We start from the raw sequence: 24,296 nt of genomic DNA on the forward strand, positions 1-24,296 counted from the left end.
CGGGAGTCTTGATGGCTGCGATCGCTGTAGCACCGGGCGTCATGGCTGGATGCTCCTGCGGAGATACCGGGGGCACGGCGCCCATAGCATCCGGCGGCGCGGGGCCTGGCGGCTTCGGGCCTGGCGGCGGGAGTGGAAGCGGCGGTGGCTTCGGCGGCTTCCCGGCGATCGCCAGCGGGAGCGGCGTCGGAGGCGCAGGGGACTGCGAGGGCCTCGAGTGCCAGCAGGTCGAATGCGAGAACGGGGCGAAGACCACGGTGAGCGGCACCGTATACGACCCCTCGGGCAAACTGCCGCTCTACAACGTGATCGTCTACGTCCCGAATGCGCCGCTCGATCCCATCCCCGACGGCGCGACCTGTGATCAGTGCAGCGCGACGCTCTCCGGCTCACCCCTCGTGACGGCGCTGACCGATACGGAAGGAAAGTTCGTCCTGGAGGACGTGCCGGTCGGCGAGAACATCCCGCTGGTGGTCCAGGTGGGCAAATGGCGCCGCGAGATGACGCTCCCCGTGGTCAAGCGATGCGAGGACACCGCGACGGACGCCGGGATTATCCGGTTGCCGCGCAACCAATCGGAGGGGCACATCCCGAAGATCGCGCTCACGACGGGCGGCGCCGATCCGCTCGAGTGCTTGCTGCACAAGCTCGGGATCGATGAGAGCGAGTTCACGCCGGAGACCGGGACCGGACGGATCAACCTGTTCGCCGGCCGCGGGGACGTCGATCACGTGGTGACGACGCGCTATGCGGATGGCCTGAATGAAGGCGTGGAGTTCACCCCGGCCACGAGCCTCTGGGGGACCGTCGAGGCCCTGCGCCAGTACGACATGGTGATCCTCGCCTGCGAGGGCGATCCGCACCAGGAAGACAAGCCCGGCCCCGCGCGCCAGGCCATGTTGGACTATACCTCGCTCGGCGGGCGCGTGTTCGCGTCCCACTGGCACAACGTCTGGCTGAAGAAGGGGCCGGCGCCGTTCCCGGACACGGCGGTCTGGGACAACAACATCGAGGACCCGGAGAGCCCCCTCACGGCGCGCGTGGACACCACGCTCCCGAAGGGGCAAGCCCTCGCGGAGTGGCTCGTCAACGTCGGCGCGTCGGACGTCCCCGGCGAGATCGTGATCAACGGCGCGCAGCACACGGTGAGCGACGTGACCGAAGGCATCTCGACCCGGTGGATCTATTACGATGAACCCGAGCCGCCCGGGGTCCAGTACTTCACCTTCAACACGCCCGTCGACGCCGCAGAAGATCAGCAGTGCGGGCGCCTCGTGTTCACGGACATCCATGTCTCTGCGGCGGACCTCACGGGCCCGCCCTTCCCGGGGGGGTGCTCCACGGAGGAGCTGAGCGCTCAGGAGAAGGCGCTGCTCTTCATGCTGTTCGACCTGTCGTCCTGCATCGTGCCCGACGACGAGCCGCCGCCGATCCCCATCCCCCAGTGACCTGCCTCGCTCTCGTCCGCCGCGCCGCCGGCGCCCGTGCGCCGGCCCCGGAGCCTCCCGCCAGGGCTGAAGGGCGCATGTCGGTATTCTCCTGAACCACGTCGTCTCCATCCCGAGCTGCCCCGCAAACGATCCTTGACGATGGGTGGAGAGCGTCCTCTCCGCTCGACCCGGCGAGCGCCGCGCGCCATCGGGGCTCGCCTTCGCGCCTCTCCGGGATGTCCTGTCGCTCTCCGCCTCGCCTGATCGCAGGAGCGCGCGAGCCGGGGAGCGTCTGTGCTCCATTGCGCGCGAGCCGGCGGCGGGACACGCTGCCGCGCTGCGCAGCCATTTCGCCGCCCCGCCCTCCGCGCGCGCCTCGGAGATATCGATTGAGCAGGGGGAGCAGACGGAAGCGTACGAGACGACAATCATGACGACAGCCGAGACAACAGGCTGTCGCGGTGGGAAGCACCACGCAGATACGGAATGTCATCCATGCATGGTCCGGGGATCCTGCTAGGATGAACCTCGCCCGCAGTGCGGGTTACATCCGGAGCCTGGGCCGCTTGTGTTCGGCTCGGCAGAAGGAACATTCCTACGATGGTCCAGCATCGCCCTACGCCAGCGGCTGCTTGTCGGGCCATCGAGCGCTGGCTTCGCGAGGGCGGTCGCGCTCCGCTGTCGCGCGGGGCGTCGCAGGAGACCGGGCGCACGGAGGCGCTTCCGCTGCAGGGCGAGATGGGGGGGGTGCGCGGAGTGATGGAGGGCGATGAAGTTCGGGTCTGTCCTGCGTCGCCGCCGTCCTCGCGCCGGTACCTGTTCGGCCGGCGCGGCGACGCGGGCTGCCCCCTCTGCGCGCGGCGCGGGCGGTCGGCGATGCCAGGCCTCGGCGGGGCGCCGTATCCCTTCCTGGCCGCCACCTGGGTGGTCCTCATGGTCGGCGAGCCGCTGCCGTCACCGCCCTGATCGCGGCCGGGCGCGGAGGCTCGACAGCCGAGCCTCTACCGGCGCCTTCTTGGGATGTCTGGGATGGGATGCGACGGGAAAGGTGCGGTTGGGCGCTCCGCGGCGAGCGGCGCGCCCGACGCTGCAGCTCAGCTGGCCGCCGACCGCTTGCCGGCGGTCGCGCGCTTCTGCCCCGCCCTCTGCGTGCCCGGCTGCGCCGCCTTCGTTCGCCGTGCTGCTCCGCGCCCGACACGGGCGCTGGCGGACGGCTTCCTCATCGCTGCTGCGCGCTGCGGCGTTGCGCGCTTCGCGCCCGCCGCGCGCGTCGTCTTGCGCCCGCCGGCAGGCGTCGCGCCGGCCGAGCTCCGGGCGCGCCCCGCCGCGCCACCGGTGGCAGTCCGCTTCCTCGTCGTGGCCGCCCTCTTGGCCGCGCCGCTCTGCTGCCGGCTCGTCTGTCCGGCGGTCGTCTTCCTCGGCGCGCCGCCGGTCTTCTTCTTCTGTGCCGCCGCGGTGCTCCGCGGCGCGCTCGGCCGCGCCGAGGCGCTCGCTCCTGCCTTGCTCGCTCCCTTCTTCGCCCGGGTCACCCGCCGGGTCGACCCAGCGGCCATCCGTGCGCCGGCAGCGGCCTTCGTCCGCCTGCGCGGCGCCTTCCGACCGGCCTCACCCTGGGAGTCCGCAGGCGCAGCTGGCTCGCGCTCGCTGCTCTGAACCCGCTTCCTCTGCTTGGACGTATCCTTCGATGTCTCGCCTCTCGGCATTGAGCCCTCCCCCCGAGCTCTCTCGACATGAGCTCGCTCGTGGACTCATGGTGCCACAGCCTTCCCTCTTTCCCGGTCGGAAAGTCGGCGGGAAGCACCGGAATCGAAATCAGGATCCGCTGTAGCCAACCCCGGCGGAAGCGCCTATTGCGCGTCAGGCGCTCGGCAAATCCGCGCTCCAGACCCGCTCGGAGGAGCCGCAGGCGCGGCGAGCGCGTCGCCCGCGCGAGACCCTCTCCCCTCGCGCCGCCATCGCGCCCCGCGTCAGAAGCAGGTGCCGCCGCCGCAGCTCGTGCCCACGCAGCGCAGCAGCTGCAACGTCTCCGGGCTGTGGATGCACTCGAAGCCGCAGACGGCGGGGCCGCTCCCCTCGTCGAGGCAGCCGAAGAAGCACGCCACGTCGTCCGCGCAGGCGGAGTGGAGCAAGCACTGGTTCAGCGGCGCGCAGCAGCTCTCGGCCACACATCCTCCGCAGCCCGTCCCGTCCGATGGGCAAGCGAGGCCGCCGCAGAGGCCGTCCTGGCAGCTGCCGTTGCAGCACGCGCCGGCGTCCGCGCACGGCTGGCCGTCGGGCGTGCACGGGGGCCGGCAGACGCCGTCCTCGCACGCGCCGCTGCAGCACGCCTCGCCGGACGCGCAGCGGCCGCCGTCTTCGGCGCACTCGGCGCAGACCAGCCCGCAGAGCCTGGGGACCTCGCCGGCGCAGATCTCGTCCCAGCTGGTGGTGCAGCAGAACGGATCGAACCGGCAGAGCTCCGCCGCGCACCCGCCGCACTCCGCGGCGAGCGGCGCGCCGATCTCGCAGGGCGCGTGCGAGCACGCCGCGCCTCCGCACACGCCCTGCGCGCAGGCGCCGGAGCAGCACGCGTCGGCCGTGCCGCACGCGTCCCCGTCCGAGATGCACCCGCCGCAGATGCCCGCGTTGCAGCGCCCGGTGCAGCAGTCCGCGCTCTGGCCGCACACGGAGCCGTCGGGCGCGCACGCCTCGGCGCAGACGCCCGCGATGCAGGCGCCGCTGCAGCACGCGTCGCCCGCGATGCAGCGCGCGCCGTTCGGGCTGCACCGCGCGCGGCATGCGCCGTCCACGCAGCTCAGCGAGCAGCACTGCCCCGCGGATCCGCACGCGCTCCCGTCCTGGAAGCAGCCCCGCCCGCAGGCGCCGCCCATGCAGACCCCGGCGCAGCACTCCGCCGCGCTCTGGCACGGCGCCCCGTCGGCGGAGCAGCCCTGCCCGCAGAGCCCGCCTGTGCACAGGCCGGCGCAGCAGTCGCCCGGGGCGGCGCACGGCGCGCCGTCCCGCGCGCAGCTGTCGCCGCCGCAGATCCCCTGTGCGCACACGGCGCTGCAGCAGTCCGCCGCGCCCTGGCAGGGGAGCCCGTCCTCCCGGCACACCGGCGGGTCCGGGGGCGGCGCGTCGGGGGCGCCCCCTGCGCCCGCGAGATCGGGCAGCCCGGCGAGCTGCTCTCGGGAGCCGCAACCGAGGGCCGGCCCCGCGAGGACCACGAGCACGAGGAACACGAGGAGGGAGCGCGCTCGGAAAAGCACGGCGCCGAGGCTAACACGGGGTCAGTTCACGACGGGCGGGCGTGGCGGTGGGGCAACGGCGGGGACGTGGGGAAGGGGAAGTGGAGATGGAGATGCCGAACGGAAGCGGGGAAGCGGCGAAGCGACGCCTCCGGGGCGGGAGACCTCGGCGGCCCGCCGAACGTGCGGACCCGAGGCGGCTTCCGATGCTACACTCGCGAGCGTGTCGTTGAAGATCGACCAGGATCACGGGCGCTTCCGTCAGATCGTTCGCGGCCGCATCCGCGAGAACCTGCGCAAGTACATCTCGCAGGGCGAGCTCATCGGGCGAAAGGGGAAGGACCTCGTCTCGATTCCCATCCCTCAGATCGACATCCCGCGCTTCCGCTTCGGCGACAAGCAGCGCGGCGGCGTGGGGCAGGGCGACGGCAACCCCGGCGATCCCGTGGGGGGCTCGGACGACAAGCAGCCCGGCCAGGGGCAGGCGGGCAGCGGCGAGGGGGACCACCTCCTCGAGGTCGACGTCACGCTCGAGGAGCTCGCCGGCATCCTCGGCGAGGAGCTCGAGCTGCCCGACATCCAGGACAAGGGCAAGAGCAAGATCTCGAACGCCCACGATCGCTACTCCGGCATCCGCAGGGTGGGCCCCGAGTCGCTGCGCCACTTCAAGCGGACGTACCGCGAGGCGCTCAAGCGGATGATCTCGAGCGGGACGTTCCGCCCGACGGCGCCCGTCGTCGTCCCCGTCCCGGACGACAAGCGGTACCGCTCGTGGAAGACGATCACCGAGCCCGTCGCGAACGCGGTCATCATCTACATGATGGACGTCTCCGGGTCGATGGGCGACGAGCAGAAGGAGATCGTGCGCATCGAGTCGTTCTGGATCGATGCGTGGCTGACCCGCCAGTACAAGGGCCTCGAGTCGCGCTTCATCATCCACGACGCGATCGCCCGCGAGGTCGACCGGGACACGTTCTTCCACACGCGCGAGTCCGGCGGCACGATGATCTCGAGCGCCTACAAGCTCTGCTCGCAGATCATCGACAACGACTACCCGCCGGACGAGTGGAACATCTATCCGTTCCACTTCTCCGACGGCGACAACTGGTCGATGGACGACACGCTCTCCTGCGTGGACGTGCTCAAGACCCAGATCCTGCCGCGGGTCAACATGTTCGCCTACGGGCAGGTCGAGAGCCCGTACGGCTCGGGCCAGTTCATCAAGGATCTGAAAGAGCACTTCTCGCAGGACGATCGGGTGGTGGTGAGCGAGATCAGGGACAAGGACGCCATCGTGGGCAGCATCAAGGATTTCCTGGGGAAGGGGAAGTAGAGCGGTATGAGCAAGTTCGCCCTGAACACCGCGCTTCCCCGCTACCTGCGCACCGAGAAGGAGCGCATCGAGAAGATCGCCCAGGACTACGGGCTCGACTTCTTCCCCGTCATCTTCGAGATGCTGACGTACGACCAGATGAACGAGATCGCCGCGTACGGCGGCTTCCCGAGCCGCTACCCGCACTGGCGGTTCGGCATGGAGTACGAGCAGCTCTCGAAGAGCTACGAGTATGGCCTCTCGAAGATCTACGAGATGGTCATCAACAACAACCCTTCGTACGCCTACCTGCTCGAGGGCAACTCGCTCACCGACCAGAAGCTCGTCATGGCGCACGTGTACGCGCACGTCGACTTCTTCAAGAACAACTTCTGCTTCCGCTCGACCGATCTCGACCATCGCGGCCCGATCCTCGACCCCGTGCGGAAGAGCGACGCCTACGATCCGGACCGCAAGTGGATCGACAAGATGGCGAACCACGGCGCGCGCGTGTCGCGCCACATCGAGCGCTACGGCATCAACAAGGTCGAGGCGTTCGTCGACCACTGCCTCTCGCTCGAGAACCTGATCGACCCGTGGGCCCCCTTCAGCGGCCGCCCTGCGCCCAAGGAGGACGAGGAGCCCACGGAGGAGCCGATGGACACCTACAAGCTCCGGGCCAAGGAGTACATGGACTCCTTCATCAACCCGGAGGAGATCCTCGCGGCGCAGCGGAAGAAGCGGCAGGACCAGAAGAAGCCGGAGCGCAAGGTGCCGGAGCGCCCGGAGCGCGACGTGCTCAAGTTCCTGCTCGATCACGCGCCGCTCGATCGGTGGGAGCGCGACGTGCTCGAGATCATCCGCGAGGAGGCCTACTACTTCGTCCCCCAGCGCCAGACGAAGATCATGAACGAGGGGTGGGCCTCGTACTGGCACTCGAAGATGATGACCGAGAAGGTCCTCGATGCGTCGGAGATCATCGACTACGCCGAGAACAACGCCGGTGTCATGGCGACGGCGCCGGGCCGCTTCAACCCCTACAAGGTCGGCGTGGAGCTCTATCGCTACATCGAGGAGCGGTGGAACAAGGGCCGCTTCGGCCGCGAGTGGGAGGAGTGCGCGGACCTCGACGCGAAGCGCACCTGGGACATGCGGCTCGGCCTCGGCCGTGAGAAGATCTTCCAGGTGCGCGCGCTCTACAACGACGTGACCTTCATCGACGAGTTCCTGACGCCGGAGTTCGTGATCGAGCAGAAGATGTACACGTTCGGCTTCTCGGGGCGGAACGACAGGTTCGAGATCGAGAGCCGCGAGTTCAAGGAGGTGAAGGAGAAGCTCCTCTTCCAGCTGACGAACTTCGGCGATCCGTACATCCGTGTCGTCGACGCCAACTACGGCAACCGGGGAGAGCTCCTGCTCGAGCACGTGCACGGCGGCTTCGACCTGCGCGCCGACTACGCGCGCGAGACGCTCGTGGCGCTCGTCCGGTGCTGGAAGCGGCCGGTCGGCGTGGCGACGAAGATGGATAACAAGCCTGTGCTGCTCCGGTACGACGGCAAGGAGCACGCGATGACCCCGTACAAGCTGTGAGCGCCTGCGGAGCGATCCGCCGGCTCGGCGTCCTGCTCGCGCTCGCCGGCTGCGCCCCGGCGGCGTCGCGCTCGCCGGCGCCGGCGTCGCGACCCTCGACGGAGGTCCCCGCGCCGTCTACCCGGCTCGACCCGCAGGCGAACGCGGCGCCCGCGCCGCCTGCGGGGAGCGGCGCTGCCCCGGGCGCGGCGGGCGCGCCGGTCGGATCGGGCGTCCCGCTCGACGCGCCGTCCACCAGCGAGGCAGCGGCGGCGAGCCCTCCTCCGCGCGTCGCGCGCGGCACCGGCACGCCCGCGGACAGGAAGCTCGAAGAGGGCGACGCCGCGTATGCGAGCGGCGATTTTGCCGCTGCCGAGAGGGCCTATCGCGCGGCCGCGCAGCTCGACAGGAAGGACGCCGCGGCGATCGTCGGCGCCCAGCGCGCGGCGATCGCCAGGGCCGGCGTGTCCACCGACTACAACGGGGCGCCGGGCGACAGGACGCTGCTCGCCGCGCTCCCGGAGCTGAAGCGCGCGGTGACGCTCGAGCCCGATCACGCGCTCGCGCACCTCGAGCTCGGCCGCACACTCCTCGTCCTCGGCCGGGCCGACGCGGCGCTCGGTGAGCTGACACGTGCCGCGGAGCTCGCCCCGAGCGACGCCGAGGCACACTCCGCGCTCGGCGTCGCTCACCTCGCGCTCGGCAACTTGCAAGACGCCGTCCGCGATCTGACGCGCGCCGCGGAGCTCGCCCCCGGGGACGCGGAGCGGCACGCGAACCTCGGGACAGCGCTCCTGGCCGCGGGGAGGACGGCCGACGCCATCCGCGCTTACGAGCGCGCGGCGAGGCTCTCGCCGGCGGACGCGCGCCTGCAGAACGACCTCGGGACGGCGCTCCTCGCCGCGAACGATCCCGCGCGCGCCGTTCCGCATCTGGAGGCGGCGGTGGCGCGCGACCCGGCGCGCGCCACGTACCGCTCGAACCTCGGGTATGCGTACCACCTCCGCGGCGACCTGCAGAAGGCGACCGCGCTCTACCGCGAGGCGCTCCGGCTCGACGACAAGCTCGGGAGCGCCTGGATCAACCTGGGCAACGCCCTGGCGCAGTCCGGCCAGCTGAAGGACGCGCGCGCGGCGTACGAGAAGGCGCGCGCCGTCGATCCCACGGATCCGCGGGTGAAGGCGGTGATGGACGAGCTCGACGCCATCGAGCGGCGCGGCGCTGCGCCGCGGTGACACGGAGGCGCCGATCGCGCGCGCGGCGGCGCTGTACGGCGCGAGCTCGCGATCGGGCCGCGCAGCGCGCTGCGCTCGGGAGGCGGCGCGCAGCCGCGCCGGGCAGCGCAACGGCGGACACTCGCGGCCTGCGTGGGTGATTGTCAAGCTCAATCGTTGCCATGTCCGACCTCGCGCGTTGGTGCGCCGTTCGCGCCGTTCGCGCCGAACGCAGGGGCGCTCGGTCGAGCGGCGCCCCGCAGCAGGTCGAGGGCCGCGGGACCATCCATGTTGTGAAGCGCTCCCGGGGCGCCAGACGACACCCGGCGCCAGCCGCGAGCGCCCGCCCGGCGCGGGCGCGTCGCGGCGCTGCCGCGAGACGCCGACTCCCGCGCGAGAGGCCCGCATACCGAATCCGCGTCCGAGAGACGCACTCGGCCCCGGCGCGCGATGGGCTAGGTGGTAGGTGGGCGCACGGATCTCCTCGCACTCCCGCGGCGACTCGCGGGACCACACGATGCCTGAGCGCGCCTTCGTCGCGCGCAGGAAGGGGTTGACAGCAGCGACGCACTTTCGATTACCTCTCTTCTGCTGCTCTAAATGGTCTGATGGTCAACCACTGTGCGCTCCGCCGATGGCGAGCGGGGAGCGCATGTGTAGCGAATTACAAATGGCGCCGCCGGCGCGGGTGCTCTGTGGACAAAATGTCTGCCTGCCGTGGTGACCCACGAACATCGTGCCGAGGCAAGCGGAGCCCGTTTCACCCGGATCAGCGCGAAACGGCCGAACGGAACCGTCGACCAGCAGACGGTACCCTACATCGGTTCACCTGGTCATGAGGCCAGTGATCTTCGATAAATGAGAGCTGTATCACAGAAAGTTTACGGCGCCGTGGCATGCCTGGTGCAACCGGCCGGGCGGCCGCTGACGTTTCTGCCGCGTGAAGGCCCGGATGGCGCTCGCTGGAAACCTCGCGATGCACTCGACGGGGCACCCCGAACCCGGGTAACCTCGTTCGTGCCTCACTTGTCAACCAACCCCCGAGGCTTTGATGTCCGTTTCCAAGCAGGCCGACATAGCTCCGACCTTGCGACCGCCGCCCGCGTTACCGGCGGACGGCATGGTCATTTCCGCGAACTTCTCGGTCGGTGGCTTCAGTAAACGGTGGAACCACTGTCATCAGCTAGCCAATTTCCTCGCGAGGTACGCGAGCGCCAATGAGGATGACCCCGAGCGCCACGCGACCTTGCTATCGACGTTCTTCAACGAATTGCTGGAAGCGATATACCGGAATCACGGCGCCACCGGCGAGATCAAGATGCGGTTCCGCAAGAAGCAGAACCACATCCTCGTCGAGGCGGAGGTCCCGATCAACGAGCAGAGCGCCAAGTTCTACAACCATGCTGTCCAGCTGGCCAATCAGCCGGACCCGATGGCCTGGTATCGAGAGCAGCTAGAGCACGACGTTCCGGATGATGACGCTCAGGCGCTCGGGCTGCTCGAACTCGCGGTCGTCTACGGCTCGAAGCTCAGTATCTCCGAACCCACGAGCGGGGACTGGCTCCTCCTGGCGATTCAGTTCCCGTTCACTGAGGTAGAAGAACTATGACAGCTCCGATCGGTCGCGAATCCGCCGTACCGCCCTCGTCTGCGAGCGGGCTCCCTTCGTGGCGCTCGCAGGTGACCTTCAGCATGCGCGTCGACCAGACCGACCAGGAGGTTGCGCTCTCGGGCATGCTGCGGCCGTTCGGTGCCGATCAGATGAGGGCCATCCGCGGCACGCTGGAGACCGCGGCCAAGAACGCGAGCGGCGAGCTCTGCCTGGACTTCAAGCGGCTCAAGTACATGAACAACGTGGCATTCCTGGAGATCAACAGGTTTGTCCGTTGGGCCGTCGAGGCTCGTCCCAACCTCAAGATCAGGCTGATCATCTCCAGCGTCATCCCCTGGGCGATCCGCAAGTTTCAGGTCATCGCGGAGATCTACTCGAGCGTCTCCGTCGAGATCTACGACGTCGCGTTCTACCCGAGCCAGGGAATGCTCGAAGATGCCGAGTTCATCGACGTCCTCCGCCTCCAGGAGCGCATCATCTGGGAGCACGAGAAGACGGGGCTGACGAACCACGGCCTCTACCCGGGGATGAAGATCGCCGACATCGCGTGCGGCTTCGGCGACTTCGCGATCTTGCTCCAGAAGGAGTTCAAGCCAGAGCACGTCACCGGGGTCGATCACTCCCGGCCCGCGCTCCGGTACGCGCAGGACCACATACGGCGGCTCGGGCTGGAGAACGTCGAGTACCAGTACGGGGACGCCGCGGCGCTGCTCCTGCCGGACAACTCGTTCGACTTCGTGTCTTGCCGTCTGTCTCTCCAGGTCTTCCCGCAGCCCGAGCGCATCATGCAGGAGCTCTACCGCATCTGCAAGCCGGGCGGCCGGATCTACATCACGAACGAGCTCCTGTCGTGCGCGTACGGCTATCCGGAGCAGGACCTCATCCGCGCGACCTACAAGAGGTTCGTCGAGCTCGGCAGGTCGATCGGGATGGATCTCGATACGGGGATAAAGACGCGGCAGATCCTGGGGGAGGCCGGCCTCGAGGACATCCGCGTCAACCTGATCGACATCAACAACATGAACACGGACTGCTTCGACTTCGCGCGCGTCGTCGAGTGCTGGATCTCCGTGACCGCCAACATGGCCCGGACCGCCGGCGCCCCGCCGGACTACCACGCCGAGCTGAGCACCGGGCTGCGCGCTCACATGGCGGCCATCACGCACCCGCACGGCCTCGCCTCGTGGCCGATCTATGCCGGCTCCGGCCGCAAGCCGATGCGGGTCATGTGAGGGGAGGCTGGGTCATCATGCTCCGCCGCGTCGTGATGCCGATCGAGCGGCCCAGGGCCGTGCCGTTAGGAGATTGCCAGCCGTGAGCGTCCAACCTCGGAACCCTGGCGAACAGCGGCCTCAGAGCCTGCTCTTCAGGTTCAGGAAGTTCAGCACCAAGATCATCTTCGTGACGGGCGTCAGCGTCCTGCTCGGTGCCGTGTGGAACGTCGTCGTCGGGCGGCAAGGCATCCACCGGCTGAGCAGCGAGGCCGCCGCGGAGATCGAGGCAGGCCTCAACTCGGCGAACCGCGAGTACCTCACCAATCACCTGGAGGACAAGGCCACTCACGTCAACCTCAGGCTCGGCGAGGCGTACAGGGATCTCCAGACGCTCGCCGGCATCCTGCAGACCGTGATCGATCGCGAGGAGGAAATCGCCCCGTTCCTGCGGACGGCCGCCGACTTCCCGTATTTCCGCGATCAGATGAAGTACAACCCGAAGGGGAACTGGTACCAGAACGATCCGCGCGAGCCGAGCGTCGTCAGCGTCTGGGGCTACCTGGGGAAGGACGGGACGATCCGGCCCGAGGTCCAGCGGGCCGTCGACGAGACGGCGTTTCTGGATCTGATCCTGCCCGCGTTCGGCAAGTACGGCGCCGACAAGCTTCAGATCTATTACATCGGCCCCGAGGACAAGCCGTATGTGCGGCTGACGCCGTACACGGACATGGCGTCGACCTTCGACAGGCTGTATCCGGGGCACAACGACCAGGGGTGGTACAAGTTCTTCTTCCCCGGCATCGCCGAGAGCTGGAACGAGTGGGCGAAGGACCCCGCCGGGCTGGATGCGCACCCGGATCAGACCACGGTCACGGCGCCGTACGACGACGCGGCGGGCGGCGGCATCGTGATGACGGCGTTCCACCCGCTCTGGGCGAAGGACCGCAAGACGTTCGTTGGGTCCGTCGGCCTCGACCTGACGCTCGCGCAGCTCATCGCGTCGATCAAGGACGTCAAGCTGGCCACCGCGGGCTTCGCCTTCCTGGCGCAGGCGGACGGGAACGTCTTCGCGGTCAACGAGCTCGGCGCCAAGACGCTGCGGCTGCGCACGGACGCGGGCGCCGGCCAGAACTCCGGCGTCGGCATGCTGCAGCGGTTCTTCAAGGACAGCGAGGACGCGGGGGTGTCTGGCATCGTCCTCCCGAACGATGATAAGGTCGACTACCGGGAGATGGTGATATCGGGCGAGACGTACATCATCGCCCTCCAGCGGCTCGCGCCGGTGAACGGCTGGGCCGGGCCGGACGCGCGCATCGCCAAGGAGCGGTGGACGATGGGCTTCGTCGTCCCGAAGAAGGAGATGTACGCCTCGCTCCTCGCGGCGCAGAAGAGCATCGAGAAGAGCAGGACGGTGATCGTCGGGACCCAGGTCCTCATCACGATCGCCTCGTTCCTCGTGCTCATGCTGGGCGTCTACCTGATCTCCCGCAAGATGACGGGCGCGCTGGTCGCGCTCTCGACCGGCGCGACGCGGATGCGCGAGGGCGATTACGGCGTTCGCATCGACGTGAACTCCGCGGACGAGATCGGGCAGCTCGGCGTCGCGTTCAACGAGATGGCGAGCGAGATCGAGGCCTACACGAACAACCTCGAAGAGCTCGTCGGCGAGCGGACGAGGGCCCTCGAGAAGGCGAACGAGGAGATCAGCGAGCTGAACGCGAAGCTCGCCCAGGAGAACATCCGGCTCGGCGCCGAGCTCAACGTCGCGCGTCAGCTCCAGCTCATGGTGCTCCCGGCGCCGAGCGAGCTCCAGGAGATCCCGGGCCTCGACATCGCGGGCTACATGGCCCCTGCGGACGAGGTCGGCGGGGACTACTACGACGTGCTCCGGAGCGACGGGCTCGTCAAGATCGGCATCGGCGACGTCACCGGCCACGGGCTGGAGAGCGGCGTGCTGATGCTCATGGTCCAGACGGCCGTCCGGACGCTGCTCGCGGCCAACGAGCGGGATCCGAAGAAGTTCCTGAGCATCGTCAACAAGGTCATCTACCAGAACATCCAGCGCATCCGGTCAGACAAGAACCTGTCCCTGACCCTGCTCGACTACAGCGACGGCGAGCTCCAGCTCACCGGTCAGCACGAGGACCTGATCATCGTCCGGAAGGACGGGACCCTCGATCGTGTCGAGACCATGGGGCTCGGGTTGCCGATAGGCATCGACCTGGATATCAGCGATTTCATCGGTAGCATCGAGGTGAAGCTGGAGCCCGGGGACGTCGTGACGCTCTTCAGCGACGGGATCACCGAGGCGGAGGACTCTGCAGAGGAGCAGTACGGAATCGACCGTCTGTGTCAGGTGATCTCGAGAAACCACGAAAGAACCTCGCGGGAGATCAAGGACGCTATCATCGAGGACGTCTTGGCGCACGTAGGCTACAACAAAATCCATGATGACATCACTGTACTTGTCATTAAGAGGGTATGAGCAAGGGGGAGACTGGGCATTACCATGAGCGAAATCATCGGCGTCTACTCTTTAGACGATTCGTTCAGCGAACACATGTCGCTGACGTTGTACCCCGACTCGTTCGCGGTGAGATGGAGCCTTTGTAACCTGACGGCCAACTTCATGGCCGAGTACTTCGGCGAGCTCTTTCCGGAGATAGACGGCGAGGACAGGCTCATCAGCCGAGACGAGGTCTCAGGCGCCATCGGGTACGTTCTGAACGAACTGGTTGAGAACGCCGTCAAGTTCAATCAGCACGGTGACATCACCGTGACCGTGGGTATCGGGCGTGAGGACCTGGTGTGCCTCGTCAGCAACCAGATCACGAACGCCGCCGTCCCCTCGCTCCGTGAGAAGCTCCTCGAGCTCACGCAGGAGGACCCTGGGGAGCTCCTGCGTCGGCAGGCGGAGGCGAACGCCGAAGACGCGGAGAACGCCGGGTCGGGGCTCGGGTATCTCATCATCATGAATGATTACGGTGTGAGTCTTGGGTGGAAGCTGGACCCGATCTCGGTCAACAGCTTCAGCATCAAGACCATGGCCAGGATTCCTATTTTGAATGAAAGGTCGAGAATGGAAATCAAAGGTGGTAACTATCGGGTTTGGTACGATCCCTCTGAGGTGGTGGTGTACCTGGAAGGCATCCTTCGTCTTGGCGGCACCACCGAGTACGCCCCCATCGAGGAGCTGCTCGACAAGGTCCTGGCCACGAACCCTCCCACCATCACACTCGACGTAAGGGCGCTGAACTTCCTGAACAGCTCGGGGATCAACGTCCTCTACAAGTTCGCGATCGCCACCAGGAAGAAGGGCGAACTCCAGCTCATCGTCCGTGGGTCGAAGTCCATCCCGTGGCAGGGGAAGTCGCTGCCCAACCTCAAGAAGTTCAATCAGAACTTCGAGATGATACTCTGTGATTGAGATCGGATGGGTTCTTCCGTCCAACCCGAATCGCGTCCAGGTCGAGCCATGACTGCACCCAAGGACATCAGCTCGATGCACTCCAGAGGCTTCCTGCAGAAGCAGAGCAATCTGGATGCCATCAGGGCGATCGTGAAGGAGCGGCAAGCGTGGAACACGTTGCTCCGCGAGGAAGGGAACTTCACAGACTTCATGGAGCGCTGCAGTGCGCTGCTGGAGTACGTCGACAAGCTGAAGCTCGACTTCGACGATCTCTCGCTGGTGCACGAGGCGATCCTGGAGCACGCGACCAGCATCGAGAACGAGCTCGAAGGGTACAACCGGGCCATCGACGACGACCTCGCGGTGGCGCGGCAGGTCCAGCGCGCCCTGCTTCCGGAGGCGAGCGGGGCCATCGCCTCGTCGTTCGACATGGCGATCTTCCACAAGCAGCTCGCCCAGGTCGGAGGAGACTACTACGACTTCTTCTACCTCCCCGGCGAGCGCCACGCGATAGGTGTTTACGATATCTCAGGTCACGGAGTATCGTCGGCGCTCATCATGGCGTTTCTGAAGGCGCAGTTCGCCCACGCTACCAAGCGGCTCGATAGCCCGGGGGCGATCGTGGACTGGGTGAACCGGAGCGCTTACTCGTTCCTCCGGGAGGTTCGCCGGTACGCGACGGTGAACTTCGTCATGTTTACTGACCGATTCCTCCGCTACGTCTCGGGCGGAGGGTACGGGCTCCTGGTCCGTCGCGGTACGCCTCGCTCGTTCAACCGGGTGAGCAACTTCATCGGTCTGCGCATCAAGCCATTTCATGAGTTCGAGCTGCCGTTCGAGGAGGATGACGTCCTCGCCTTGTACACAGACGGGATGTTCGAGGCGCAGGACGCGAGCGGGGAGATATATTCCGTGCAACGTCTCAACGAAATCGTCGTCAAGCACAGCGAGGAACCGGTGCAGGTGATCCTCGACCGGTGCATCGAGGACTACACGCGGTTCCGGGTCGCGGACGCGGACGACATCACACTGATCATCCTGCGAAGGTGCGCCTGATGAAGCCCGAGAAGAATCATTCGCAGACGTCGGTCGGTGCATCGATATATATCTCTCCGATCGATCACATCACGGGCGACGTGGCCGGCCTGCTTGCGAACTTTTTGGACGCACTTCTGGTGAGGTTCTATCCCAGACGGATCTGCCAGAAGGTCAACGTGGTGGTCACGGAGCTGGTCACCAACGTGCTCCAGCACGGGACCGAGCGTGAGAGCGAGGTGCGGCTCGATCTGAGCATCGATCCCGATCGATTGCTCATCAAGGTATCCAACCGCGTTACGCCGGAAGAGTACCGGACCGTCAAGGCGGTATTCGACGAGATCTTCGCCGCGGAGGACCCGAGAGAGCTCTTTGCCAGGACGGTGCGCGAGAGGCGCAACGATCGACGCAGGGGCGGTCTAGGGCTCATTCGGTTGACCGCCGAGAACAAATTCCATCTCTCGACGCAGTACGTCGATGGAATCCTCGTCGTCCAGGCTACTTTCCCTTGAAAAGGCTGCGTATGTTTTCCACGAAAGGTCGCGTATGAAGGCTCTCAGCTATGGAGAAATCACGGATGGCGGGCTGAGCGTCTTTCAGTCGGTCGCCCGGCTCGATGACGACAACCGCCTCGTCTTGACCTTCGAGGGCGCTATCCGGATCGACAACCCGTACCGGTACCTGTCGAGCTACCTGGACGAGCTCGCCCGAGTCCTCCCGCAGCACCCGATCACGTCCACGGTGATGGATTTCGTGAAGATGCGGTTCTGCAACTCGAACGGCTTCTACGTCATCATGGATATCGTGGACGCCGTGTACAACCTGGTGCCCGGCCGGGTGACCGTGCGGCGGATCCTCGACGATGACTGGCAGCACGAGACGCTGCCCATCCTGCTGAACCTGAACGAGGAGCACGTGGCCGCGCGGACGACGTTCGAGGACGTCAAGGAGACCTAAGCGTGGGGGTGTGGGCTGGGTAGGGCTGCCGGCGATGGACACACCTTCGAACGAAGCGGACGTAGAGAGGTTCTTCGCTGTCTGTCCCGATCCGCTGTGTGTTCTGCGGAGCGATGGATCGTTCCTGCGTGTGAGCGGCGCCTGGGAGCGGACGCTCGGCCTGGGGACGGAGGATCTCGTCGGCCAGAGCCTCCTCGATCTCGTGCACCAGGACGACGTCGTCGCGACCAGGGAGCAGATGGATCGGCTCCGGCAGGGGCCCGTCACGCTCGGGCTGGAGAACCGGTGCAGGAGCAGGAGCGGCCTCTACGTCTGGCTGTCGTGGTCGATGCTCTCGGTACCGAGCGAGGGGCTCGTGTACGGCTGGGCGCGCAACGTGGGCAAGCAGAAGCGCCTCGAGCGGGCGCTGATGCAGCGGATCGAGACCAAGATGCTGGTCGCGTCGATCTCGGCCCATTTCATCAACGTGAAGCTTTCGGACGTCGACCGAGGCTTCCACTCGGCGCTCGCGGAGCTCGGCAAGGCGCTGCGCGCCGACAGGACGAGCCTCTTCCTCCTCGCGGAGGACGGGCGGCGGTTCCTGAACACGCACGAGTGGTGCGCCGAGGGGGTGCCGTCGCTGCGCGCGGAGCGGGGGGTCGTCTCCAGGGACGTGTATCCGTGGCTCGTCGAGCGGCTGTTCCGCCTTGAGGTGTGCGACGTGCCGCGCGTGGCCGATCTACCGGATGAGGCAGCGAGCGAGCGGCGGGCCTTCACGGAGCTCGGGATCGCCTCGCTCGTCCGGATGCCTGCAGCGTACGCCGGGCGGCTCGTGGGGGTCGTGGGGCTCGACGCGGTGCGATCCACCCGCGCGTGGGACAAGAGCGTCCGGGCGCTGCTCCAGGTCATCGGCGAGATGTTCGCGATCACGCTGGAGCGCATGCGCGCCGAGGAGTCGCTGCGCGCCGTGGTCGAGCAGCAGGAGTCGATGCGCGCGGTGATCTCGCGGCAGGAGTCCGCGATCGAGACGCTGTCGACGCCGATCATCCAGGTCTGGGACAGCGTGCTCGTGCTGCCGCTCGTCGGCAGCATCGATCGTCACCGGGCGACCGAGATCACGGAGAAGCTGCTGCACACGATCGTCGAGACGAAGTCGCGTTATGCGATCGTCGAGGTGACGGGGGTCGAAGAGGTCGACTCCACGACGGCGCAGCACCTCATCAGCATGCTGCAGACGATCGAGCTGCTCGGAGCGCAAGGGGTCGTGGCCGGGGTCCAGCCGCAGGTGGCGCAGACGGCCTCGTCGCTCGGGGTCGAGCTCTCGTCCGTCCAGGTGCATCGGGACCTCCAGGAGGCGCTGAGGTGGTGCATCCGGGAGCTCCGGGCAGACCGGGGGACAGGGAAGCGGCGGCAGGGACGGCGGTAGCTCCCGCTTCGCGCCGCGTTCTCCCCCCCGAACGTTTACGTGGACGTTTACGTGGTCGTGGTCGTGGTCGTGGTCGTTCACGGCCTATCGTTGACGACCACGACCACGACCACGACCACGACCACGACGACGACCACGTAAACGTTCACGACGACGACCCCGTGAACGTTCACGACGACGTGAACGTTCAGGTTGGTGACCGGGGGTCTGCGGTGGGGCAGCGCTCGCTCGGTCGGGGGGCGCGGGAGCTTGACGCAAACCCGGGGAGCGAATATTTCGTACACGAAGCATCGTGACAGCGACCCTGCCGCCGCCCGAGAGGCCGGAGATCGACGCCATCGTGGAGATGATCATCTATCTCTACACGGAGTCGCGCAGGCTCACGAAGGGCATGGCGAGCGGGTTCGGCCTCACCGGGCCACAGCTCACCATCCTCAAGCTGCTCGAGTCGTTCCAGGATCTCTCGCTGTCCACGCTGTCGGAGCGCATCCGGGCGCAGAACAGCACCGTGACAGGGATCGTCGATCGCATGGAGCGAGAGGGGCTCGTCCGGCGCGAACGCTCGAAGGCCGACCGGCGCGTCGTCCACATCCGGCTCAGCGAGAAGGGGGCGCGGCTCGCCCGCGAGATCCAGGTCGAACCGATGGAGATCTTCCGGAGCGCGCTGCTCAGCTTGAGCCCGACCGATCTGCGCGATCTGCTCCGGATCCTGACGAAGCTGCAAAAACAGGTGGTGTCGCGGGTCGGACAGAACCGGACTGAAGAAGAGCGACGGCGCTGAGGACGCGAAAGGGAGGCAGGGGGCATGAGAGAGAAGCCGACGTTCACCGGGGAACCGAGGGATCCGAACGGGCGAGATCCCGATATCTGCGTGGTGACCTGCGCGCTGACAGGGGTGCTCGCCGGCCGCAAGCAGTGCCCGGCCATCCCGTACACGCCGGTCGAGATCGCCGAGGAGGCGAAGCGGGCCTACGACGCAGGGGCGGCGGCTGTGCACATCCACGCGCGCAACGACGACGGATCTCCGACGTTCTCTCCGGCCGTATTCGCGCGGATCAAGGACGAGGTGCGCCGGCGCTGCCCGGTGATCCTGAACTTCTCGACGGGCACCCTCCTCGACGACGTGAACGAGCAGTGCGCGACCCTCCGGGAGAGCCGCCCCGAGATCGCGGCGCTCAACATGGGCACCATGAACTACTCGAAGTACTCCCGCGCGCGGAAGACCTTCGATTTCGACATGGTGTTTCCCAACACGTACGCGAAGATCAGCAAGCTCCTTCACGCCATGAACGAGGCCGGGACCAAGCCCGAGCTCGAGTGCTTCGATACGGGGCACACCCAGGGCACCTGGCCGCTCGTCGACATGGGGCTCCTCAAACCACCGCTCCAGTTCTCGTTCATCGTCAACGTGCTGGGCGGCATCCCCGCGCACGTGGAGTCGCTCCAGCTCCAGACAAGGATCATGCCTCCCGGCTCGGAGTGGGAGGTGATCGGGATCAGCCACGGGCAGTGGAGGATGCTGGCGGCGGCGCTCGTGCTCGGCGGCAACGTGCGGTGCGGGCTCGAGGACCACTTCTACCTGCCGAGCGGCGAGATGGCGCGCAGCAACGGTGAGCTCTGCGAGGTGGCCGTGCGCATGGTGCGCGACGTCGGCCGCAGGCCGGCGACGGTCGAGGAAGCCCGGCAGATCCTGGGCCTTCACGACGGCGGCGCGGCAGGAGCGGCAGGAGCGGCGGGAGGGTCGGCGTCGTGACGGCGCGCGCGTACACGGTCATCCAGGCGTTCTCCGCGGGGGGGGTCCTCCGGCTCACGCTGAACAACCCGTGGCGCAAGAACGCGATCGGGCCGGCGATGGTGAGCGAGCTCCTCGACGCCCTGGCGGCGGGCGCGGCGGACGAGTCGGTGCGCTGCGTGGTCCTGACCGGCGCGGGCGACGCGTTCTGCGCGGGCGGGGACTTCGCGCAGATCTCGGGCGCCGACGGGGCGCCGCCGCCCGAGATGAAGGGCGATTACGCGGACCTCCTGCTCGCCTTCGCCAACTCGAGCAAGCCGATCGTGGCGCGGGTGAACGGGCACGCGCTCGGCGGCGGGCTCGGGCTCGTCGCGGCGTCGCACTTCGCGATCGGCGCCCGCGGCGCAAAGCTCGGGACGCCGGAGATCAACGTCGGCCTGTTCCCGATGATGATCATGGCGGTGCTCCAGCGGCACGTCAGCCGGCGCAAGCTGCTGGAGATGATGCTCCTCGGGCAGCGCCTCGACGCCGACGAGGCCGCGCAGTGCGGCCTGCTCAACAAGGTGGTCGAGCCGGGCGCGCTCGACGCCGCGGTCGACGAGGTGACCTCCGCGATCGCCTCGAAGAGCCCGATCGCGGTGCGCCTCGGCCTGGAGGCGTTCGCGGCGCAGGACGATCTCGACCTCGAGTCGGCGCTGCCGCTGCTGCGCGAGCGGCTCGCCGGCTGCCTCGCGACGGACGACGCGCGGGAAGGGCTCCTGGCCTTTCTGGAGAAGCGGAAGCCCCGCTGGTCGGGCAAGTAGGCGCGCCGGGGCGCGCAGGGAGAGGTGGCCCGTGAACATGCGAGAGCTCGTGAAGGACCTCGAGGCCCGCCGGGAGCAGGTGCGGCGGATGGGCGGCGAGGAGCGCGTGGCGAAGCAGCACGCGCGCGGGAAGATGACGGCGCGGGAGCGGCTCGCGGCGTTCTTCGACGACGGCGTGCACTTCGAGGTCGGGATGCACGGCACGCAGATGGGGCTCGCGGCCGGGCCGGACGGGAGCGACAGGCCGCCGGCGGACGCGGTGGTCTGCGGGTTCGGCAAGGTCGACGGGCGGATGGTCTGCGCGGCGGCGTACGACTTCACCGTGAAGGGCGGCAGCATCGGGCACACGGGCGAGGAGAAGGTGACCCGGCTGCGGCAGATGGCGCTCCGCGGCCGATGGCCCATCGTGTGGTTCATCGACTCGGGCGGGGCGCGCATCGATCCCGGCTCGATGCACCCGGACAGCATCTCGCTGTTCGCCGGCTCCGGGCACCTGTTCCGCGAGCAGGTGCACATGAGCGGCGTCGTGCCGCAGGTCGCGGCGATGGTGGGGCCAGGCGCAGCGGGCACCGCGTACATCCCGGGGCTCGCGGACTTCGTGCCGATGGTCAAGGACGTCGGCTCGATGGCGCTCGGCGGCCCCGCGCTCGTGCGCGCGATGACGGGCGAGGACATCGCCGAGCAGGAGCTCGGCGGCAGCAAGGTGCACGCGACGAAGAGCGGCGTCGGGGACGCGGAGTACCCGAGCGACGCCGAGTGCGTCGCGGCGGTGAAGCGGTACCTGTCGTTCTTCCCCTCGAGCTGCGACGAGGAGCCGCCGCGCCTGCCGGTCACGGATCCGATCGACCGGCGGGAGGAGTCGCTGCTCGACCTCCTGCCGGAGAGCCCGCGGCGCGCGTACGACATGCTGAAGCTGATCGACGCCATCGTCGATCACGGCGAGCGGTTCGACCTGAAGCCGCGGTGGGCGCGCTCGATCATCACCTGCCTCGCGCGCATCGGCGGCCAGCCGGTCGGCGTCGTGGCGAACCAGCCGACCCAGATGGGCGGCATCCTCGACGTGGACGCGTCGGACAAGGCCGCGCGCTTCATGCAGATCTGCGACGCGTTCAACATCCCGCTCGTGTTCCTGCAGGACGTGCCGGGGTTCATGATCGGCTCGAAGGTCGAGCACGAGGGGATCATCCGCCACGGAGCGAAGATGCTGCATGTCATGGCGGCGGCCACGGTGCCCAAGATCACGGTGGTCGTGCGCAAGGCGTACGGCGCGGGCTACTATGTGATGTGCGGGCGCGCGTACGAGCCGGACCTCATCGTCGGCTGGCCGACCGCGGAGATCAGCGTGATGGGGCCGGAGGGGATGCTCGGGATCGCGGCGAGGAAGATGTTCGGCGACGCGCCGCCGCCGCCGGAGGTGAAGCAGGGGATGGTCGACGCGATCCAGAAGAACATCGATGTGATGAAGGTCGCCGGCTGGGGGCTCATCGACGACGTGATCGATCCCCGGGACACGCGGAGGGCGATCGCGTGGGGGCTGGAGCTCGCGCGGAAGAAGCGGGTGGAGCGGCCGGAGAAGAAGCGGGGGATCCTGCCGGTGTAAGTCGCGCCAGGGATGGGGGGCTCGGCCTCAGGGTGTGTCAGCCGCGCCTCGGCGCATCCCTGTCTGTCGTGTCCCGGTGCGTCCCTGGCGCCTCCTGGCGCGTCCGGTGGTGGGCTACGTACCCCTGCTGGAAAATGGAGCCGCCAAGACGCCATAAGACGCCAATATTTTTATGTTTTTTTTCTTGGCGTCTTATGGCGCCTTGGCGGTTCAAAAGACCCCACCTTCGGCCAAAGACCCCACCACCAAGCGTCCCTGCCGCACTGACGCGCGGTCCGCTTCTTCGCTCTACTCGTCGTGAGCCTCGTGTTCCGATGCCTGGCTGTCCTCGGGCTTCGGCGTCGGCACGGCTCTCGGCGCGGCCGCGTAGAACGGCTCTGGTGCGCTCTTCACGCGAAGGAGCGTCGTGTTCTTGGCGGGGACGACGGCCGTGTACGCGTCCAGGGCGAGCTCGGTGCCCGGCTCGTTCGCGTGCAGCGTGGCCGTCACCTCGTAGAGGCCCTCGCGGTTGAACGTGTCGGTGGGGCAGATCTCCCGGAGGAGGAGCGAGACGTCGACCGATGCGCCGGGCTTCAGCGTCTTGAAGAGATCGCGCGGGACCGCCCCGGTCGGCGGCGCCGCCGCGCAGTTCGTCTCGCCGTTCGGGCCGGCGACGTGGAACTCGAACATCCGAGACCGGATGGCGACGGTCATGGGGCGCCTGCCAGCGTTCTTCGCGCTCACCCGGACGACGATCGAGCGAGGGCTCGCCGCGTCGGACCAGGGGTCGCTCGTGAGCTCCAGGCGAGGCGCATTGGCGTCCACGATCGGCTTGCCCCGCGGACCGGCGCCGCGGTCCTTGTCCGACGGAACCCGCTTTTCCGCGGCCTCGCCAGCTGAACTGTCCGCGGACGTCTGGGCCGCTTTGTCGTCCGTAGGCTGAGCGGCCTTGTCGCTCTGGGGCTGAGCGGCCTTGTCGTCCTGGGGCTGAGCTGTCGGGTCCGCCGGCGACGGCGTCTTGGCGTCGCCCGGGTGTTCCGTCTCCGTGGCCTCCTCGTGGGGCAGGCCGTAGCTCAGCACGACGGTGGGCCCCGCGAGGCCGGGCGCAGGGGCGAATGCCGGCGGATGGTCCGTCGACTCCGCAGCGAACGGAGCCGCCGGCGGCTTCTTCGACCACTTGGGCGGCGGACCCCAGCCATACCAGGCCTTCACCACCGACCCGCCGGCGAGCGCCGCCTCGTCCTTTCCGAAGCAGAGCAGGCGCGGATCGAAATGCTCCATGTACGACTGACCAGGCGCCAGGAGCAGCGCGCGCCGCTCCGGGAAGCCGCTCGGCTTGAGCCCCGCGGGCGCGGCGCAGCGAACCGTCTTCTTCGTGCGCTTGTTCAGCGTGTCGACCTCCAGGCGCAGCAGCCGCACGTCCGCCGGGACGCGCATCGGCCGCTCCCCTTCGTTGTCGATCCGCAACGTCCATGGCCCGTGAGGCGACGGCGCGATGAGCCACAGGCGCGCCGGCGCAGGCGGCAGCGGCGGGGCTTCGGGCGCCTTCTTCTTCGCGCTCGTCTTGGGCGCACCGACGCTCGCCTTGGGCGCGGCGACCTTGCTCGCTGCGGGCGGCGGGGTCGCGCCTGCCTTCGGCCCCGCGGCGGGCACGGCGGAGCCCGGCCCCTCGGTCTGCTGCGCGGGGCTCGACTTCTCCTCCGCGAGCGCAGGGCTCGACGCGAGCCCCATCACGGCCGCTGCAGTCGGAGCGATCGAGGTCAACAGACGGGCGATCCGGACGAGACGTATGCGCATG

Annotated in this window: 20 protein-coding genes; 18 read left to right on the forward strand and 2 right to left on the reverse strand. The window is 67.9% G+C overall.

The window, feature by feature from the left end; all coding sequences use genetic code 11:
• Positions 1-41 precede the first annotated feature (41 nt).
• From POL72_RS36590 to POL72_RS36600, 3 genes are all read left to right on the forward strand, one after another.
• Positions 42-1,448 carry a carboxypeptidase-like regulatory domain-containing protein gene (locus POL72_RS36590; protein WP_272101447.1) on the forward strand — a complete coding sequence of 469 codons (1,407 nt, stop codon included), beginning with the start codon at positions 42-44 and terminating at the stop codon, positions 1,446-1,448.
• A gap of 582 nt (positions 1,449-2,030) precedes the next feature.
• Positions 2,031-2,396: a hypothetical protein gene (locus tag POL72_RS36595; RefSeq protein ID WP_272101448.1), complete on the forward strand. Its 366-nt coding sequence runs from the start codon at positions 2,031-2,033 to the stop codon at positions 2,394-2,396.
• 63 nt (positions 2,397-2,459) lie between these two features.
• Positions 2,460-3,083 (forward strand): hypothetical protein, encoded by a 624-nt coding sequence (locus POL72_RS36600; RefSeq protein ID WP_272101449.1) that lies wholly within the window; start codon positions 2,460-2,462, stop codon positions 3,081-3,083.
• Between the two features lie 314 nt (positions 3,084-3,397).
• Here the strand turns inward: POL72_RS36600 and POL72_RS36605 are convergent, their stop codons facing one another.
• A complete protein-coding gene (locus tag POL72_RS36605) occupies positions 3,398-4,678 on the reverse strand; it encodes a hypothetical protein (RefSeq protein ID WP_272101450.1) in 1,281 nt (426 codons plus the stop codon).
• Positions 4,679-4,880: 202 nt separating this feature from the next.
• On the opposite strand from POL72_RS36605, the gene POL72_RS36610 reads away from it, so the two are divergent.
• From POL72_RS36610 to POL72_RS36680, 15 genes are all read left to right on the forward strand, one after another.
• Positions 4,881-5,990, forward strand: coding sequence for a DUF444 family protein (locus tag POL72_RS36610; protein WP_272101451.1), 1,110 nt, complete (start codon positions 4,881-4,883; stop codon positions 5,988-5,990).
• A 6-nt stretch (positions 5,991-5,996) separates the two neighbouring features.
• Positions 5,997-7,559 carry a SpoVR family protein gene (locus POL72_RS36615; RefSeq protein WP_272101452.1) on the forward strand — a complete coding sequence of 521 codons (1,563 nt, stop codon included), beginning with the start codon at positions 5,997-5,999 and terminating at the stop codon, positions 7,557-7,559.
• A complete protein-coding gene (locus POL72_RS51405) occupies positions 7,556-8,773 on the forward strand; it encodes a tetratricopeptide repeat protein (RefSeq protein WP_272101453.1) in 1,218 nt (405 codons plus the stop codon). The genes POL72_RS36615 and POL72_RS51405 overlap by 4 nt, the downstream gene beginning before the upstream one ends.
• 1,030 nt (positions 8,774-9,803) lie before the next feature.
• On the forward strand, positions 9,804-10,361 hold the full coding sequence (locus POL72_RS36625) for a hypothetical protein (protein ID WP_272101454.1): 558 nt from the start codon (positions 9,804-9,806) through the stop codon (positions 10,359-10,361).
• Positions 10,362-10,432: 71 nt separating this feature from the next.
• Positions 10,433-11,596, forward strand: a complete 1,164-nt coding sequence (locus POL72_RS36630; protein WP_272101455.1) for a methyltransferase domain-containing protein — start codon at positions 10,433-10,435, stop codon at positions 11,594-11,596.
• Positions 11,597-11,678: 82 nt separating this feature from the next.
• Positions 11,679-14,063 carry a PP2C family protein-serine/threonine phosphatase gene (locus POL72_RS36635; RefSeq protein WP_272101456.1) on the forward strand — a complete coding sequence of 795 codons (2,385 nt, stop codon included), beginning with the start codon at positions 11,679-11,681 and terminating at the stop codon, positions 14,061-14,063.
• A gap of 24 nt (positions 14,064-14,087) precedes the next feature.
• A complete protein-coding gene (locus tag POL72_RS36640; protein WP_012234413.1) occupies positions 14,088-15,005 on the forward strand; it encodes a slr1658 superfamily regulator in 918 nt (305 codons plus the stop codon).
• Between the two features lie 48 nt (positions 15,006-15,053).
• Positions 15,054-16,043, forward strand: a complete 990-nt coding sequence (locus POL72_RS36645; protein WP_044964406.1) for a PP2C family protein-serine/threonine phosphatase — start codon at positions 15,054-15,056, stop codon at positions 16,041-16,043.
• On the forward strand, positions 16,043-16,534 hold the full coding sequence (locus tag POL72_RS36650; protein WP_231864758.1) for an ATP-binding protein: 492 nt from the start codon (positions 16,043-16,045) through the stop codon (positions 16,532-16,534). The genes POL72_RS36645 and POL72_RS36650 overlap by 1 nt, the downstream gene beginning before the upstream one ends.
• Positions 16,535-16,568: 34 nt before the next feature.
• Positions 16,569-16,979 carry a hypothetical protein gene (locus tag POL72_RS36655; protein ID WP_012234416.1) on the forward strand — a complete coding sequence of 137 codons (411 nt, stop codon included), beginning with the start codon at positions 16,569-16,571 and terminating at the stop codon, positions 16,977-16,979.
• 34 nt (positions 16,980-17,013) lie between these two features.
• Positions 17,014-18,384, forward strand: coding sequence for an STAS domain-containing protein (locus tag POL72_RS36660; RefSeq protein ID WP_272101457.1), 1,371 nt, complete (start codon positions 17,014-17,016; stop codon positions 18,382-18,384).
• Positions 18,385-18,676: 292 nt separating this feature from the next.
• The gene (locus tag POL72_RS36665) at positions 18,677-19,165 is read left to right on the forward strand and encodes a MarR family winged helix-turn-helix transcriptional regulator (protein ID WP_272101458.1); all 489 of its coding nucleotides are present in this window, start codon (positions 18,677-18,679) and stop codon (positions 19,163-19,165) included.
• A 24-nt stretch (positions 19,166-19,189) separates the two neighbouring features.
• Positions 19,190-20,137, forward strand: a complete 948-nt coding sequence (locus POL72_RS36670; RefSeq protein WP_272101459.1) for a beta-keto acid cleavage family enzyme — start codon at positions 19,190-19,192, stop codon at positions 20,135-20,137.
• Positions 20,134-20,919 (forward strand): enoyl-CoA hydratase/isomerase family protein, encoded by a 786-nt coding sequence (locus POL72_RS36675; protein ID WP_272101460.1) that lies wholly within the window; start codon positions 20,134-20,136, stop codon positions 20,917-20,919. The genes POL72_RS36670 and POL72_RS36675 overlap by 4 nt, the downstream gene beginning before the upstream one ends.
• A 37-nt stretch (positions 20,920-20,956) precedes the next feature.
• The gene (locus POL72_RS36680; protein ID WP_272101804.1) at positions 20,957-22,519 is read left to right on the forward strand and encodes an acyl-CoA carboxylase subunit beta; all 1,563 of its coding nucleotides are present in this window, start codon (positions 20,957-20,959) and stop codon (positions 22,517-22,519) included.
• A 288-nt stretch (positions 22,520-22,807) separates the two neighbouring features.
• Here POL72_RS36680 and POL72_RS36685 read toward each other — a convergent pair whose 3' ends face one another.
• Entirely contained in the window at positions 22,808-24,295 is a 1,488-nt protein-coding gene (locus POL72_RS36685) for a hypothetical protein (protein WP_272101461.1), read from the reverse strand.
• Between the last annotated feature and the right edge of the window lies 1 nt (position 24,296).

The sequence above is a fragment of the Sorangium aterium genome, from assembly GCF_028368935.1.
Taxonomy (GTDB): Bacteria; Myxococcota_A; Polyangia; order Polyangiales; family Polyangiaceae; genus Sorangium; species Sorangium atrum.

Coding starts and splice junctions, on each gene's coding strand:
- POL72_RS36590 (WP_272101447.1), top strand. CDS start 42: ATGGCTGGATGCTCCTGCGGAGATACCGGGGGCACGGCGCCCATAGCA.
- POL72_RS36595 (WP_272101448.1), top strand. CDS start 2,031: ATGGTCCAGCATCGCCCTACGCCAGCGGCTGCTTGTCGGGCCATCGAG.
- POL72_RS36600 (WP_272101449.1), top strand. CDS start 2,460: ATGGGATGCGACGGGAAAGGTGCGGTTGGGCGCTCCGCGGCGAGCGGC.
- POL72_RS36615 (WP_272101452.1), top strand. CDS start 5,997: ATGAGCAAGTTCGCCCTGAACACCGCGCTTCCCCGCTACCTGCGCACC.
- POL72_RS36625 (WP_272101454.1), top strand. CDS start 9,804: ATGTCCGTTTCCAAGCAGGCCGACATAGCTCCGACCTTGCGACCGCCG.
- POL72_RS36640 (WP_012234413.1), top strand. CDS start 14,088: ATGAGCGAAATCATCGGCGTCTACTCTTTAGACGATTCGTTCAGCGAA.
- POL72_RS36645 (WP_044964406.1), top strand. CDS start 15,054: ATGACTGCACCCAAGGACATCAGCTCGATGCACTCCAGAGGCTTCCTG.
- POL72_RS36650 (WP_231864758.1), top strand. CDS start 16,043: ATGAAGCCCGAGAAGAATCATTCGCAGACGTCGGTCGGTGCATCGATA.
- POL72_RS36655 (WP_012234416.1), top strand. CDS start 16,569: ATGAAGGCTCTCAGCTATGGAGAAATCACGGATGGCGGGCTGAGCGTC.
- POL72_RS36660 (WP_272101457.1), top strand. CDS start 17,014: ATGGACACACCTTCGAACGAAGCGGACGTAGAGAGGTTCTTCGCTGTC.
- POL72_RS36670 (WP_272101459.1), top strand. CDS start 19,190: ATGAGAGAGAAGCCGACGTTCACCGGGGAACCGAGGGATCCGAACGGG.
- POL72_RS36680 (WP_272101804.1), top strand. CDS start 20,957: ATGCGAGAGCTCGTGAAGGACCTCGAGGCCCGCCGGGAGCAGGTGCGG.
- POL72_RS36685 (WP_272101461.1), bottom strand. CDS start 24,295: ATGCGCATACGTCTCGTCCGGATCGCCCGTCTGTTGACCTCGATCGCT.